This window comes from Psychrobacter proteolyticus (genome assembly GCF_038155145.1).
GTDB classification, from domain to species: domain Bacteria; phylum Pseudomonadota; class Gammaproteobacteria; order Pseudomonadales; family Moraxellaceae; genus Psychrobacter; species Psychrobacter proteolyticus_B.
This window is the reverse complement of the sequence record NZ_JBAKAY010000002.1, coordinates 329053-345525: the sequence shown is the minus strand read 5'-3', so window position 1 is coordinate 345525 and position 16473 is coordinate 329053. Positions and strand designations below refer to the sequence as shown.

Genomic DNA, 16473 nt, shown 5'->3' with positions numbered 1-16473 from the left:
AGGGCGTGTCTTCATTTCAAAAATGGTGATAAAAATGAGATAAATTGCCGTCAAACGAGGAAAATAGTGCCGATAATATCGGGATATTAACCAGCGATTTGACGATGTTTGGCAAAATTTAGCTGTTTTTAGCCCATTTAGATAACTATCGAGTGAATTGAAGACACGCCCTAATAAATAATAATTAAAAGTATGCGCCCATATGACAGACCTTAGCGATCCAACCAATACCATTGACTCGTCTACACAACCGAGTTTATTTGATGAATATTCAGATGAGCTGCCTTGTTTGTCTGCTATACCTGAACGTAAAGCCGATGTCATACCAGCAGTCGATGTTGACCTAACGGGCAAGCACCTAATTGAAGCCTCAGCGGGCACGGGCAAAACTTGGACGCTGACCGGTATTGTACTGCGCCTACTGATCGAAGCGCGACGTGCACCAGAGCAAATCATCGCCACGACTTTTACTCGAGCTGCCGCTGCCGAAATGCGTCAACGTATTCATGATCGTTTGGTGGATTTTTATCAGTTATTACAATGGGTCAATAGCCTAAGTGCCGATACTGGCAATAAAGAGAGTCTCTATCCCAACATACTGCAAGTTATGCCTGAGGGAAATAAAGACGCACAAGCAGGCAGTAATTCAGATATAGATGCAAACGTTGAAACAGGCATTGACGATTTAAATCAAGACCTTGCTGCTGATAAGCAAGCGGCGGCTGAGCAACGTAAACAAGCAAAAAAAGACCGCGAAGATTGGTTGGTTAATCAGGCCAAATATGTGCGTTTAGATGGCATCATGCAAGATCCTATTAACTTGCATCTTGTCGGTTATTTGCTGGATCACGTGTACAGTTACCCAATGGCGGAAGCTATTAGACGTACGGCACTGGTACTCACCACATTGGATAAGCTGTTTGTAGGCACGCTCGATAGCTTGGCGCAAAAATGGTTGACTGAGTACAGTAGCGAAACTGGTCACCAGCAGGGTATGGGGATTATTGAAGACAGCAGTATTGAACAAGTTACCGATAGCATTGTTCATGATGAGCTGCGTCAGTTTCAGAGCCGCTTATACTATGAGCAGCCTAAACTTTATGCGCTAATGGATCAGCAAGGTAAGTTGTCTGCAGTAGGTGATCATAAGAAGTATGTGACTCGCTCGCTTAATTTTATCTCTGCGCCGATTGATGAGATAAGGATTGAGAAAGGCTTTGATTTTGATGCATACGAAAAGCTAATCAATGAGTTTGCTCAGTTAGATTTAGCTGATATCCAGCCTTATTTAAACCCTGATTATAGAAAGTCTCAAGGATTCCGTGGTGGTTCTAATTTAACCAAACAGTTTGATGCCATTATCGAGGTGCATCAAAAGATATCGCAGTATCAGCTGACCTTTAATAGCTATTTAAATGAGAGCGAAAACAAGATTTTGACATCATTGCAGGATTCTAGATATCCCGATGAAGATGGTAAAATTAAGAACTTTAACAAGAATAAAGAAAAAGAGCATCAGACGCTTTTTGAATTAGAAACCATTAGTAAGTTAATGGCTCTCTTAGACATGCTTGATAGTTTGAATCAGCATATTTTGTTGGTATTGGCCAATCTTAACCGTCATATTGTGCTGGCTGTGCGCAATAGGCTACCAGTCATTCTGGAAGAGCGCGGCGAAACGACCTTTAGTTTGCAGATGGTACGCTTAAACCAAGCATTAACTGGTCGTCAAGGAGATAAGCTGGCGCGTTATATTCGTCATCATTATCCAGTGGCATTGATTGACGAGTCGCAAGATATCAATGGCGAGCAAGCCATTATGATTGAAAGCATTTATTTGCCAAAGAATAAGCGTAAACAGTCGGACAGTGACAAGCAATCAACCACTAAGAAAGCCAATAATGAGTTTCTGCTATTGGTTGGTGATCCCAAGCAGGCTATTTATGGGTTTCGTGGTGGCGATGTAGCCAACTACAACTACATGAAAGCCCAGTTTGATAAAAGCGCCCTTTGGACGCTTGATATCAATCGCCGTTCTAATGCCGGTGTGATTAACGCATTGAACTGCTGGTTTGGTATGGCTGATACAACAACTGCTGAGAATAAGCTGTCGCAGTTGGGTGCTGGGATTCATTACCAACATATCAAAGCAGCAAAACCGGAATATGAGCTGTCTTGGTTTAATGCGTCCGATAGGCTGGATGATGTACTGGTGACAGAGGTGCTTTCTGCTCAGCCAGTGAGCTTGTTGCACCTGCCTTATGACAAGGACAAAGAGTTTGATTACGATGAACATGAGATAACAGCTCGCCATATAGCCACTTTGCTTAATAGTGGTCAGACACTTAAAGGTAAGCCCATTCAGCCAAATGATATTGGGGTGCTGGCACGTGCCAAAAAAGATCTGAAAAGGGTCGAAGATGAGCTAGTGAAACTTAATGTTCCGACTTTGACTACTAGTGATGTCAGTATCTTTGAGACTATTATGGCAGAAGATGTGGCGGCATTGCTAAGTGCCATGTTATACCCGTATCGTCATGACATGATTAATCGGGTATTGACCAGCCACCTATATGGACTGAGTATCAAAAACATCAAAGCCATGATGACGGATCATGAGTCAGGCATTACCGAGGGTAGCAGTACACCAAGCGCACATTCAAATAAGTCTAATTCGAAAGACCACCCAGCCAATGAAGCTACTGATATTAAAAAGAGCTATCAAGACTTTATTACCTATCTAAAAGAAGGGGCACAGCGTTGGCAGCACTTTGGCATCTTATCGGCGCTACATTATTTATTAGATAAAAGCCCTGTGCAGCCGCAAGGCGTTTGGCAAGCCCTAGCTGCTCATCCAGAAGGTGACCGTCATATCATGGACTTGCGTCATGTGATGGATATCTTGGCGCAGTATGGTTTAGGAATGGGTGAGTATGAGTTGTTGGCGTGGTTCAGACAGCAGATAGATACAGCACCCAACAGTGATTGGGCTAAGCAATATCCGCTACCGACAGAATCTGGCGTGCAACTGATGACCATTCATAAGTCAAAAGGGCTTGAGTTCCCTATTGTCTATGTATTGGGAATGGGTGATGCCAGTAGGAAGTCTGGCAATAAGGAAGACTATGGGCTGTATTTATATAACGCACAACAAGCGCCTTCAGCGCTAGTGCGGCAGCCGATAGAAGTACAGCAGACGACAGATAATCAATCGGGTAATCAGCGCCGCTTCTCACCATTGCAAGGCTCTGCCACGGATGAGGGTTACTATACGGATATCGAGACACTAGAAGGTTTTGATGAGATAAGACGGCTTGGCTATGTGGCATTTACTCGAGCCAGTGAGCAGCTTTATGTTGTGCTACGAGATCCGAGTAACAAGACAGGATTTGAGCTAAAGCCAGTATTTTATTGGTTTGAATCGCCAGAAGCAAAGTTTGAGCTACCAGATAGGCTCAAAGGTACCATAGGCATGCTCAGAGGTCATAAAGTTAATGAGTTTTATGACAATAACTACGTAAGCAATGATGCTGACTCAGCAGGTATAAATGACAGTGCTCAGCTGGCCGTAACCAAGTCAAATGCTCATAAGCCTACGACAGAGGCTATTGAATACGCGCCCTTTGCAGAGGTGATGAAAACCAATTATTTTTATGGTTGGGCCAAGACTAGCTTTACCGCTTTGGCGCGTCAGCTAGATGAATCTACACAAGCAATGGCGATAGTGGATGAACGTATTGATGATGCGATAGACATTGATATGACAGAGTCTTCAGTTTCTGATATTTCGTTACTTAATAACGATGGATCTAGCGAACAAAACAGTGAATTCAGTCCCAAGGTAGAAGATGATATCCGCTTTACCTTTGTAAAAGGTGCCAATGCCGGTACGTTTTTGCATGAGATATTTGAACAAATCGATTTCACTAATAAAGCCCAGTGGTATCAGGTTATTGATAGAGCGATTAATAGCTATCAGTTGCCGCTGATATATAGCAGTGCTGAACAGCAGAGCCGCAGATCCCAAGGTAAAAAACAAAGAGATAGTGATGGGTTTGATCTTGAGTCAATAGATACAACCAAGCATGAGGCATTAGTTAATTGGATTGAAGAGGTGCTGCATGCGCCACTGTTGGCTTCCAATCAACCCTTGATTGCTCTTGATAAAGGTAAGCGATTTGCCGAGTTAGAGTTCAACATGGGATTGTCAGAGAATTTTAAAGCACAGGATATTAGTAAGCTTTTTCAACGGTATTTACCTGATGAGACAGATAAACATGTCACTCTAGTGCCACAAAACAAAGCGCATCTGTATCGTTATTTACGTGGTGAGATTGATTTAGTGTATGAGCATGCTGGCAAGTATTATGTGGTCGATTATAAGAGTAACTTTCTAGGAAATAGCCTAAGCGATTACAATGAAGATACGCTCAAGAAAGCAATGTCCAAGGCAGGGTACTGGCTACAAGCAGCAATCTATCAAGTGGCATTACATCGATTTCTTGCTATGAGAATCAGTGATTATACGGGTAACGAAGATAAGTACTTAGGCGCTGTAGAGTACGTGTTTTTACGCGGTGTGTATGACCCGAATGCTCAGACAGCTACTATGCCTACATCGCAAGATGTGGTTCAGTCTAATCACGATAACTTGAGCGATAAAAGTTGTTATGGACTGGTTACTTGGGATATTCCCATTGCATTCATTAAAGGTCTAGATGCCTTGTTTGGCCTGCCGGATTAATAAACCTTATATAACAATTAGATAGATAAAAATTGTTATAGCAGTTAATCAGATTAAAAAGAGATAAATATACGATGAGTAATAATAACAATAAGAGCAAGTCAGCCATTAGCTTACAAGAGAGCTGGGCCAGTAACATCAGCGATTATATTCTGCTGCGCCGTCAGCAAACGCAGGTAGCGTATGACGCAACAGATGCAAAGATAAACGATGAAAACAGAAGAATCGGTAAGTCAGAAGATAGCGATTTATTTACGGCTCTATTCGTTATTTTAGCGGCTCATTTGGAAGAAGGGCATACTGTATTAACTGTCGATACAGCCGATCATGAAGCTCCCATGCAAGGTCAAATTAATGGGGAAGTAGTCACGTTATATGCATGGCAGCAGCAATTATTGGGGGTACTGGCAACACCAATTTTTGCGCTGATTGATACTCAGATAAAAACGCAACTAGACGATGACACTACAACGGAGACATCGCTATTTATATTACTAGATACTTTGTTTGGTCAGCGAGATTACCTGTGGGCGCAGCTAGCACTGAGTAATCATGAAAAAGAGACGTTGATCAAACGTTTTGATGCGATAACCAGGTTATACCATCGCTTGAAAAATAGCGACTTAAATACTTTCGTTCATTCAATCCATGAGCACGCTTTATTTGCTAATGTTAATACGAATACTGATAGTAACAACTATCAAAATAGCCTAAGCAGAAATAATCGACCAATTATTTATAACTTAACTAAGAGTAAAGAGACCCAAAGTTCGAAAGTCACATTTTGGCTACACCGCGCATGGCAGGCAGAGTTCAATTTAGCACAGCATATCAATCATATTTTAAAACAGCAGATAGTGCCTTTAGACATTACCATGCCTGAGAACTTAAATGACCAACAGATAGCCGCTATCAATGTGGCGAACAATAATGCATTTAGTATCATTACTGGTGGCCCAGGGACAGGTAAAACCTACACCGTTGCTCAATTGGTTATCGCGTTACAACAGGCGACAGAGAGTAGGGGAGATGAGTCTGAACATATTAGATTTAGTACAGACAGTGCTAGCCTAGCATTAGCGGCGCCAACGGGTAAGGCAGCCCAGCGTATGCAAGAGTCTCTACAGGCGGCTTTAGACGACGCAAATGTAGAGCTGCAGTTGCAAGAGGCAAAAACAATCCATCGTCTACTAGGTATCGGTCGAACGGGTAGACCGCGTTACGATGCTAACAACCCACTGGGTGAGGATATTATCATCGTTGATGAGGCATCTATGCTCGGAGTTGAGTTGGCTAACTATCTTGTGAGCGCGGTAAAGCTAGGTGCAAGGCTAATATTATTAGGAGATGCTAACCAGTTGGCAGCCGTCGATGCAGGAGCTGTGCTGGCCGATCTATGTCGCATTCCGCTACTGCAACCCGTACATGCAGAACTAACCGAGAGCCGCCGATTTAGCGCCGAGTCAGGTATCGGTAAACTGGCCACTCAAATTAATAAAGCAGAGACAAATCTTCAAGCTATTTGGCAATTATTAAGGCAAGACGCTGCTTTGAGTTTTCAATATGTTAATACGTTACAAGCAGAGTCGGTGTTAAATAACAAGATAGAAAATAGCCTAAGCAGGGAAAAAATCATTTCAAAAGTTTCCAGTAATTACCAATCATACATAGATAGAGTTAGAAATTTACTAGAGAATCCAATGGAAAAATCCGTGCCAGAATCAGTTAAAAATACTACCACTTCGTTAATGGAAGTATTTAATCAATTTAGAATCCTAACTGCTGGTCACAATGGTGAGTGGGGCGACCACTATATCAATAAATACCTCACTCAATGGCATCTAGCTGAGTTAAAGTTACCATTGGGTCAAAACACATGGTTCCATGGACGTCCTGTTATGGTGCTACAAAATAACTATGAGCTTGGGCTATTTAATGGGGATATTGGTTTCTGCTTACAAACATCAGATGAAAGGAGCCAATTAGAGGTATTCTTTGAAAATAAGACACAAGGGATAGCTGTTAATTTGCTAAATGAAGAGGTGATAGCCACAGCATATGCAATGACCATTCATAAGTCACAAGGATCCGAATTTGATCATGTTGCCATTACTTTCGATAATAGTCATGCAAGATTGCTGAGCAAAGAGCTTATCTATACGGCAGTGACTCGTACTAAGAAGCAGGTAACGATATATAGTACCAAGCACGCTTTAGAAAAAGCGGTTCAAACACCGACTGAACGCCATACTGGTTTGGCATTACAGTTTTAACGATTCATTCAAGTTGTTGTCGGCACAATAAATCAGCGCAATAAAAAAGCATCCAAATTGGATGCTTTTTTAGGACTTAACTATTTTAATCAATCAAGTCTAAGAATTAAACTTTGTCTTCTTTGATTGCATAGATACCTGGCAGGTGACGCAAGTAACCATGGAAATCCATACCACAACCGTAAACATAACGATCTGCAACATCAATACCCACAAAATCTACGTCAAAATCTGCAACTTTGCGATCATGTTGCTTGTTAAGCAAGACACAAGACTCAAGTGATAGAGGCTTTTCTTTACTTAATTCTTCAACAACTGCTTTTAGAGTAATACCTTCGTCAAAGATGTCGTCAATTAACAATACGTGCTCACCTTCGATACTAACATCAGGCTTGAATTTCCAATCAAGCTCATTAGTACCTTCGTTATCACGATAACGAGTCGCATGAATATAGTGCATGCGATGGTAGAACGTAAGATGAGTCAGTAGTTGACCAGCTGGAATCAATCCGCCGTTCATCACGACCATAACAATTGGGTTTAGACCAGCATAATGTAGATTGAGCTGAGCGGCCAAACGCTCATAAGCAGCAGCTACTTCGATACTGCTGATAAGGCACTCTGAGTTGCGTAAGGTTTTTTCAATTTCTTGGTTACTGATTTGGGTCATCGGGTGCGCCTTTGGTAAAAAGTGCCGCTTATTTTAGCAAATTTTAGTGAATTTGCCCAACGTCATATGACCTTTGGGACAAAATTAATCCAACTTTTAGGGTTATTCTGGCTTTTCTATAATAAATGGACGGTAATAATTGGCCAATCTATTCAATGAGTCATTTGGTAGATCAGGTAATAGCTTATTAAGTGCCATACTCATGCCTTTATCAATTGCCGATTTGGCAACTGGAACTGACTTACGTTTGATCATGCCTAGCTTTAATGTCTCGGCATAGCGACTGATAAAGTGAGTCAATGTTTCTTCGTTCATGGTTTCGAGTGCTGTTTTGAATTTGGCTCTATCTACATGTTCAGGCGTGATAGCAGCAAAACCTTCAGTGATGGTATTGGCATCTTTTTCTGACAGTTTAAAGCCGACACGTTTAACACCTTCATTATCGATAAAGGTTGCATGATCTCTTAGAAAATGAAAACTTGGTAATACGTCTTTGTTGTTTTCTTTACCCAGTAAGATGTTGAGCAAAGTATCTGTCGCGCGTTCAATCGTTCCAACAATTTTACGCATAGAGGCTTGGCGCTCAGGGTTAGGAATAATATCTACCAAACCAACCAATAAATTATCAGTAAGATCACGCGCTGTCTGATGCGTAAGAGCATCGCGATAAGGGTAGTACTCTACATTCTCATTTGAAGCAACGACTTGTTCGGCCTCACTGATTAAAGCTTTTAGTTTATCTGAGGGTACGAATCCAAAATAATGTGCCATTGCACTTCCTTTATTTGTTGTTTTTTATGTCTTACTTGCGTTACATTGATCACCAAATCGGTTATTATTTAAACAAAGTTTTAGTCTCAGGCTCATCATACCAAATGCTGATTAGTGACATGCCCTAGTTATAAGATAAATGACTTTGTTGATTGGTAATAATTTTGCAAATTGCTAGAATTTACCTAAACGATAGATGAGCTGAGTCACTCATCGCACACTAATTTAGCATATTTTTCATATTTTAATTCAAAAAGCTTGAACTTATAAGGCTATTGACTACTTGTCTAGGGAGAGATGAGATGAATAGTGCTATCGTACTACTATTCGCCGTTGCCGCTATGCTCTGCGGCTACGTGTTTTATTCAAAATTTATCGCCACCAAAATTTTAGCATTGGACAACAGCCGTCCTACACCCGCACATACGATGAAAGATGGGATCGATTATGTCCCTACCAATAAGTATGTATTGTGGGGGCATCACTTTACGTCAGTGGCAGGGGCTGCACCAATTATCGGTCCTGCCATTGCGGTTATTTGGGGCTGGGTGCCTGCCATTATTTGGGTAGTGGTAGGTACTATCTTTATGGCTGGCGTACATGATATGTCTGCTATTTGGGCAAGTATGCGTAATAGAGGTCAGTCGATTGGCTCTATCGCTGGTACTGTCATGGGCACACGTGTCCGCAGCTTGATGATGGTTGTTATCTTCTTATTACTACTGATGGTCAATGCTGTATTTGGCGTAGCTATTGCCAATATGATGATTAAGACGCCATCTGCGGTATTGCCAGTTTGGGGTGCCTTGGTGGTTGCCTTTATCATCGGACAGTGTATCTATCGCTACAACATGAATTTGGTCTGGGTGTCCATTATCGGGGTAACAGCCTTGTACGGGCTTATTTATCTTGGCCCTATGTTCCCGATTGTGTTACCTGAGACCGTTATGGGTTTACCAGATAACGCGGTATGGATCTTGATCTTGTTCGCCTATGCGGCGATTGCGTCGTTGTTGCCCGTATGGATGCTGCTTCAACCTCGTGATTATATTAATGGCTTACAGTTATTTGTCGGTTTGATTCTACTATATGCCGCTATTTTTATTGGCACGCCTAATATTGTCGCGCCAGCCGTTAACACTGCATTACCAGCCGATACACCGTCACTGCTGCCATTGTTGTTTGTGACAATTGCTTGTGGTGCCATATCAGGTTTCCATGGTTTGGTCGCCACAGGGACTACTTCTAAGCAAATTGATAAAGAAGAAGACGTTCGTTTCGTTGGTTACTTCGGTGCATTGGGTGAGGGCATGCTAGCACTTGGGGCAATCCTTGCAGCAACCGCAGGTTTTGCGACTCTTGGTGATTGGCAAGCGGTCTATCAAAAGTTTGGTGATGGCTCTATCGGTGCTTTCATTGACGGCGGTGCGACCATCTTGAATGCCGGTGTTGGCATCGACATGGTGCTATCACAGACCATGCTTACAGTAATGGCCGCATTGTTTGCTGGTACGACGATGGATACTGGCGTACGTTTACAACGTTATATTTTCCAAGAATTTGGTGAATTTTATAATTTACCTGTACTCAATAAGAGTGTCGTTGCAACGTTACTTGCTGTCGGAAGCTGTTTGTTATTAGCGTTCGGTGCTGGTGGTATCGATGGCGCGGGCGGTATGATTATTTGGCCACTATTTGGTACAACCAACCAGTTAATGGCTGCCTTAACCTTGATGATCGTTACCATTATCTTGTTACGTAAGGGCAAGCCAGTTTGGTACACCTTAGCACCATTGTCGTTCTTGTTGGTTATGACCGTCTTTGCACTATTGATTCAGCTCAAAACCTTCTTTACTGATGGTAATTGGCTACTTATTATTATGGATATTATTATCTTAATCGCGACCATTTTGGTGACGTTTGAGAGTTTGTCTGTACTACGAAAAGAGTGGTCACTACATAAAGGTAAAAGCGGTGAGGTTTAAACATTAACCCATATTGAGTGTCTGTTTAATAAAAAACGCTAGCAGCAATTGCTGGCGTTTTTTGTATCATATAGGCATGATAGGTCATAAGAATTAAGTAAAATACGAGCACATTATGGAAAATGAAAACACATCAGATAATATAGCAAACGTTCAACCACTAGAGAACACCCAACCATGGTGGCAACGGTTTAAGAGTGGATTAAATGAGTTTTATCATGCGCCTTATCGTCAGACGATGGCACGCGCCGCACGTGATGAAGAAGATTTTTTTATGTTGCTTATGTTTGCTGAGAGTTTGGGGATTGATAATCCCGCCAGCTTTTATACATTAGAGCTACAGCCATTATTTTTAGAAAACTTTCATGAGTGGCATACACGTATGGGAATGGATAGATGTCCATTTGACCACGTTGGGTGCTGCTAACCGTAGTGGATTGACTATATAAAAAAGTAGCTAAGCATTTATTAGATAATGAGACAAAATACGAGATAACAATATGGCATTACACCCTTTACATGGATTGGTAGAGCAGTTGGAGACACAGCCGATTATATTTATCGGCGGCAAAGGTGGTGTAGGGAAGACCACCACGGCAGCAGCTCTAGCCAGCTACTATGCAAGCCAGCAGCAAAAAACCTTAATTGTCTCAACCGATCCAGCACATAGTTTGGGCGATGTATTGAATGTACGACTCAATAATGAGAAAACGGTAATATCACCTTATCTAGATGCGATTGAGTTAAATCCTGACGTGATTGTCGATGAACATTTTGTTCAAGTTGAACGTACAATTAAAGCTTATGCCAACCCAGATATGATGCCAAAAATTCGTGAGCATCTGAGGCTATCTAAGTCGGCACCTGGCGCTCAAGAAGCTGCGATGCTCGAATCCATGTGTCACCATTTAGTCGAAGCGGCAGATGCTGGGTATGAGCACATCATCTTTGATACCGCACCGACAGGTCATACTTTGCGATTATTGGTATTACCAGAAATGATGGGAGCATGGACGGATGGGCTGCTTGCACAGCAGCGACGACAGGCCAAATTACGTTCGGTGGCGACACACTTGGATAGTCACAATCAAAAAAATGATAAAAACGATGTGGCAAATCCGTTTGCAGCAAAAAAATCAGATCGCTGGGAGCAAGCTGTCTCAATATTAGAAAAGCGCAAGCAATTGTTCCGCCAAGCAGGGTTGCTATTACATGACCGTACACAAACAGCGATCGTATTGGTTATGACCGCTGACATCTTACCATTGGCTGAGACCAAGCGCGCTATCGAGCAATTAGAAGATAGTAAGCTCATGCCAGCAGCAATCGTCATCAATCAGCTTATATCAACTGCGCAGTCGGATGAGTTTTGGCGACGCCGCGCTGAGCGTCAGCAGCATCTACTGCAGGATATCGAACAAAGCTTTACCAAGTACCCGCTGTATCCAATCTATCTGCAGCAGACAGATGTACGTGGTACTGATGCATTGAGTGCGTTGTTAAGTGCATAGGGTGCATAGATAGTTCGCTAGTAATTTATGACTCACGCTTATACGACTGTAACTTACCTGATAGAGACCATGCCATGTCTGTGCGTAATAACTGAGCTTGTTCAGACTTGCCGCTACTAAGCGACGACCATTGTGGTTTACCACGTGCTTTTTTGAGTTCGCTTGGTAATTTGTGTGCTGGCCATACAGTAATTGGATTATTGTCTTCATCTGCATGGTCACCGTCGTCAGTTAACGACGTTCCAAGGCTGCTATTTTCACCCTTATATAATAACTGAGTGGCGTCTGTAGCAGCATGACCACGATGACGTAGGGCAGTTAGCAAGTCTAATGCTCGCGTGGCTAGCAATGTTAACGTTGCAGGATCAATATACAAGCGTTTTACTCCAGTAATCCTATCGGCAATACTGCTGGTATTCGATAGCAGCCCGCCTGCGATACCACCTATTGCGGCGCCCAATCCCAGTGTTGTACCTAGGGCTGCTGCATCGATACCTAGTCCTAGAAGCGCACCAGCTGCTGCACCAGAAGTGGTACGAATGCCGTAGCTCTTGAGAAGTTCAGGGTCGAAAGGATCTTGTTGGTAAGCTTGTAGTTCAAGCGGCGTTGCTGCAACCGCATTGTCATAAAACTTATAAAGGTTAAGTAAGTTATGCTGCATCGCACGCTCACTTTGCCTAACCGCTTCTTGCATTTGCTGTAGTACAGGAAGTGGGTCATCATCTTCATTGATCTCGCGCACAAAGGCAGCAACATTCAATAAGAAATCAGCGATGATGATATTGGCCTCATCATACAGCTGAGCCCAGTCTTCCGTTCGACGTTGCATCAGCTGCTCAAGCATCTCAGAGTGGGTGAGCATGGTGGCTAGGTTTTTCCATAGGCGCATCTCATCTTCAAACTCAAACGCGACCGAATCGAAACGCGTTGAAATATGCAGATTGCGTCTTGCCAGCATCGTCTGCCAGTCGTCGATATTAGCATTCTGGCTGTCTGTAAAATTAAAAACAGGCATCACTGGGATAGCAGCCCAAGACAAAATCGCTAGCTCATCTTTGTATTTACCCAATACAGGCTCACGAGCATCTACTACGTAGATGGCCATATCACTTGTCAGCAGCTGACGAATGACTTTGGCTTCTTGACTATAATCATAGGGCAAGTCATAACTGTCTGCACCTTGAGCGACATCCGCCGCCAAAAACTGCTGCAGGCGCTCAATACCATCACGACGACTGGCAGTATTATCCTCTAGCCAGTCCATAAGCCCTGAAGCATCTTCCAGACCAGGCGTATCGTATAGTGCTACCAGCACCTCACCAGTGCGACTGTCTGTCAGCTGTGCTTGCTCGACGTGACGCGTGGTCGCCGCTTCGTTTTTGACTTCGCCGAAATATACGTCTCGCAATAAAGTGCGCAGTATAGAGGTTTTACCCGTATTGGTATGACCAACGACGGCTAATTTGAGCGGTTCACCACTGGCAATGGTTTTCTTTGCCATCCTTGACACTGGTGCTGTCGTTGCTGATGTATCGGTTGATACAGGTTGATTATCCTGAGTAGCTATTGACTTAGCTACTGTGGATTTTGAGGTGTTGTCTGAAGGAATACTTGAGACATCAGGGGCTGGCTCATAAGCTTTGTCCGCAAAGAGACCTGCAGGCTTATCATTCTCATGATTATTTTTATTGTCATTATTCATAGTAACGTCTTATATTTATTGATGGTAACAACACACAGTAGCCATTTATTGTAAAACAAATCTGATTGGGTATTGGTTATGAATGCGTATTGTCATATCATAAATCGTAGTCCACGCATTTGTAATCATGCTCTAGTCGGTTCAATATACATTAGATACAAGGAAGACGAGTGAAAGCACTACAAATAGTAGGCTAAGCGAGACTGACATCGTATCCAATGTATAGAGAATTGACTATCTTAGACAGCACTTGGTGGACGCAGCAGTACCTTGATCTTTTTCTTAAGCCCTTTGGCACGAAAGAACCGCTGCCACATACGGTAAAAAACCCCAAATATCAGACTGACGATATTGTCATGACTGGTTTCACCAACCGCACCGTATTGGACGGGGTTGTTGGCGGTATCTTCTTCTACATAAGTGCCGAACCAGCGATCAAAAATAATGAGAACGCCGCCGTAATTTTGGTCAATATATTCGTTATTGGTGCCATGATGGGCGCGGTGATTGGATGGGGTATCAAAGACATACTCAACCCATTTTGGAAATTTTCCTACGGTTTCAGTATGAATAAAGAACTGGTAAATCAAATCTAACGCATAAAAGAAGAATACCCAGACAGGATGTACACCAAGTAGCATCAACGGCACAAAGAATAACCACCAGCCCGTCACCGAGTACAGCAAGCTTTGACGCATGGCGGTGGACAGATTCATATGGTCATCTGAATGGTGCACGACATGCGCTGACCAAAACCAATTCATACGGTGTGACGCACGATGGAACCAGTAATAGCTAAACTCAACCGCGACGAATATAGGGATGGCGGTGAGCCATGTCACCTCAATAGTAAATAAGCGATATTGATATAACCATAAGCAGATAGGTATGACGATAAGCGCTTGGACAATCAATTCAAACCCTAAATAAGAGCCACCCAAGCTAAAATTGGTCATTGCACGGCGCCAACTAAAGCTTTTACTATTGCCGCGCTTGGACTGATAGAACCATTCTGCCAAAAATAATAAGAAAAATGGACCTCCAGCCAGCGGTAGCAGCCACTCTTGCCAATACGCGGGCAGAATGCTCGCCAGCATTGGCTGCCACGCCTCTGGCGCAGCCGTTAAGATACTTTGGTTTAACGCCTCTCGGTAACCATCCAATAGTTGACCATACTGACCTAAGGTCATAAGGGAATTGTCTGCTGCCATCTTGGGCTCCTAGCCACTATAAAACAACCTTGTCATCTTGATATGACGTCACAGCTATTAAGACCTATAATATTTATTTATTGTATATTATGCTAGTCATAATGATAAGTTAAGATATGAGTAACAGATTAAAAATTAGAATGTGTTAAGTATCTATATCAACCAAGCCTATCTTTCGTGCAGAGAGCGCCGTTTGCCACTGCTGATAACGAACCGCATGTTTGTCTGATGGCTCATCATCGGTACGAGCATCAGTCAACCCTATAGAAACGCTGTTATCACTAAGCAGTTGTACGATAAGCCCATCTTTGGCGTGAGCAGCGATTTTATCGAGTTTGCGTAGCGTACCGCGGTCGGGTAATGCGTTACTATGAATGCCAAGCAAGACTTGCACAGGATGCGCATCTAAGTAATTTTTGAGCCGTGCCATATCATCACGGTCATCAACGATACCAAAATCTTCAACCTCACTTGATTGTTCAAGACTATGTTTGTCAAAATCATGATGGCTGCTATCTAACCCTGACTGCCACCAGTTGTCCTGATTTGCAGGGTATTCAAGCAGAGCAACTAATTTCTTGCCCGCACTGACCGTCGCTTTTGGAGCGATAGGGGCTGGCGCTTCTGTAAAGTCATCAGCATCCACCACGTGCCGCTGCCAAAAGTTTAGGATTTTTTGATAATACGGCTGTTTGATATCCAAACGCATTTTTTTGCGGCGGAACATCAATGCACAGAACGCCCATGCTATCGCTCGCGGGACAATACCGTACATCAGCAAGCTACCAACTAGTAACCCTGCCCATTGCCGTGCAACAGACAGCGGCATCGCTTCGGTGACAAGCCTGCTCTGTGCGATCGCTGTGCTGTCTGGCACACCAAATCCCACCATACTAGGTAGCCAACCTAATACTTGAGTCAAGCTCACCAACGCTTGATCAGAGAGTAAGGTTGACTCCCAGCTAAAGCTATACTGACGTACAACCAGCAAAAATATAATCGCAAGTAGCATACCGGTCAATGTTGCGAGCCACAACTGATGGCTAAACCGCCCCAAATACCAACGCATACCGCTATGCTGCAACTGGCGTTCATACAGATCGACGGCCGCTTTGGTCACATCATCTTTACCACGTATGAGATAACTTGGACTGACAAAGCTCGCAAACCAACTGGGCGATTGCTGATCTCGATTGATAAGGGTCATGACGAGCCACCCACCAAGCATAATGGTATGAAAACCAAGCAAACAGACCAATACATAAAAGAAATTCACAACATTAGACTGCAATAGCGTGAACAGTCCCAAAAATCCTGAGATGCACCACACCACGCTCATAACAATCATAATGCCCTTTATACGGCCGTCAATCTTACCCAGTACACGCGCAAGCGCCCCGTTACTATCTATACGTGATGCCCGTCGATGCAGCTTTTGGATAGGCGTACCGTCCTCGCCCTGTAGCTTTTCCGTGATTAATAACGGGTCAGTGGCAAAGACGTGCTGATCGGTCTCTAAGGCTCGTACCAGCTCGGTCAGTTGATCTTGGGGTGATAGCATAATGCGATAATATCCGTATGAAGGCGTCAATATAATAAATAGCAA

General features: G+C 43.1%; 10 protein-coding genes. 5 read left to right on the top strand and 5 right to left on the bottom strand.

From position 1 onward, the window contains the following. Positions 1 to 202 precede the first annotated feature (202 nt). Entirely contained in the window at positions 203 to 4744 is a 4542-nt protein-coding gene (locus V6252_RS03840) for a UvrD-helicase domain-containing protein (protein ID WP_341609345.1), read from the top strand. Between the two features lie 74 nt (positions 4745 to 4818). Then, positions 4819 to 7017, top strand: coding sequence for an exodeoxyribonuclease V subunit alpha (gene recD, locus V6252_RS03835; protein WP_341609344.1), 2199 nt, complete (start codon positions 4819 to 4821; stop codon positions 7015 to 7017). A 106-nt stretch (positions 7018 to 7123) separates the two neighbouring features. Here recD and V6252_RS03830 read toward each other — a convergent pair whose 3' ends face one another. Together V6252_RS03830 and V6252_RS03825 are read right to left on the bottom strand one after the other, a co-directional pair. Continuing rightward, positions 7124 to 7687, bottom strand: a complete 564-nt coding sequence (locus V6252_RS03830) for a hypoxanthine-guanine phosphoribosyltransferase (RefSeq protein ID WP_057760160.1) — start codon at positions 7685 to 7687, stop codon at positions 7124 to 7126. 102 nt (positions 7688 to 7789) lie between these two features. Next, positions 7790 to 8458, bottom strand: a complete 669-nt coding sequence (locus tag V6252_RS03825) for a hypothetical protein (protein ID WP_238069025.1) — start codon at positions 8456 to 8458, stop codon at positions 7790 to 7792. A gap of 302 nt (positions 8459 to 8760) precedes the next feature. Between V6252_RS03825 and V6252_RS03820 the strand changes: the two genes are divergently transcribed. The 3 genes from V6252_RS03820 (at position 8761) to V6252_RS03810 (ending at position 11954) form a co-directional block, all read left to right on the top strand. Beyond that, positions 8761 to 10443, top strand: a complete 1683-nt coding sequence (locus V6252_RS03820; protein WP_057760164.1) for a carbon starvation CstA family protein — start codon at positions 8761 to 8763, stop codon at positions 10441 to 10443. Between the two features lie 115 nt (positions 10444 to 10558). Beyond that, complete coding sequence (locus tag V6252_RS03815) at positions 10559 to 10870, top strand: cory-CC-star protein (protein ID WP_341609343.1); 312 nt, start codon at positions 10559 to 10561, stop codon at positions 10868 to 10870. Positions 10871 to 10943: 73 nt separating this feature from the next. Next, a complete protein-coding gene (locus V6252_RS03810; RefSeq protein WP_341609342.1) occupies positions 10944 to 11954 on the top strand; it encodes an ArsA family ATPase in 1011 nt (336 codons plus the stop codon). Between the two features lie 25 nt (positions 11955 to 11979). On the opposite strand, the gene V6252_RS03805 is transcribed toward V6252_RS03810, so the two are convergent. From V6252_RS03805 to V6252_RS03795, 3 genes are all read right to left on the bottom strand, one after another. Then, complete coding sequence (locus V6252_RS03805; protein ID WP_425355846.1) at positions 11980 to 13656, bottom strand: DUF3482 domain-containing protein; 1677 nt, start codon at positions 13654 to 13656, stop codon at positions 11980 to 11982. Positions 13657 to 13895: 239 nt separating this feature from the next. Further along, on the bottom strand, positions 13896 to 14867 hold the full coding sequence (locus V6252_RS03800) for a sterol desaturase family protein (RefSeq protein ID WP_341609341.1): 972 nt from the start codon (positions 14865 to 14867) through the stop codon (positions 13896 to 13898). A 145-nt stretch (positions 14868 to 15012) separates the two neighbouring features. Next, positions 15013 to 16428: a DUF2868 domain-containing protein gene (locus V6252_RS03795; protein WP_341609340.1), complete on the bottom strand. Its 1416-nt coding sequence runs from the start codon at positions 16426 to 16428 to the stop codon at positions 15013 to 15015. Between the last annotated feature and the right edge of the window lie 45 nt (positions 16429 to 16473).

What these genes read in the sequence shown, in the direction of transcription:
- V6252_RS03840 (WP_341609345.1), top strand. Translation starts at nt 203, where the DNA reads ATGACAGACCTTAGCGATCCAACCAATACCATTGACTCGTCTACACAA.
- recD (WP_341609344.1), top strand. Translation starts at nt 4,819, where the DNA reads ATGAGTAATAATAACAATAAGAGCAAGTCAGCCATTAGCTTACAAGAG.
- V6252_RS03830 (WP_057760160.1), bottom strand. Translation starts at nt 7,687, where the DNA reads ATGACCCAAATCAGTAACCAAGAAATTGAAAAAACCTTACGCAACTCA.
- V6252_RS03825 (WP_238069025.1), bottom strand. Translation starts at nt 8,458, where the DNA reads ATGGCACATTATTTTGGATTCGTACCCTCAGATAAACTAAAAGCTTTA.
- V6252_RS03820 (WP_057760164.1), top strand. Translation starts at nt 8,761, where the DNA reads ATGAATAGTGCTATCGTACTACTATTCGCCGTTGCCGCTATGCTCTGC.
- V6252_RS03815 (WP_341609343.1), top strand. Translation starts at nt 10,559, where the DNA reads ATGGAAAATGAAAACACATCAGATAATATAGCAAACGTTCAACCACTA.
- V6252_RS03810 (WP_341609342.1), top strand. Translation starts at nt 10,944, where the DNA reads ATGGCATTACACCCTTTACATGGATTGGTAGAGCAGTTGGAGACACAG.
- V6252_RS03805 (WP_425355846.1), bottom strand. Translation starts at nt 13,656, where the DNA reads ATGAATAATGACAATAAAAATAATCATGAGAATGATAAGCCTGCAGGT.
- V6252_RS03800 (WP_341609341.1), bottom strand. Translation starts at nt 14,867, where the DNA reads ATGGCAGCAGACAATTCCCTTATGACCTTAGGTCAGTATGGTCAACTA.
- V6252_RS03795 (WP_341609340.1), bottom strand. Translation starts at nt 16,428, where the DNA reads ATGCTATCACCCCAAGATCAACTGACCGAGCTGGTACGAGCCTTAGAG.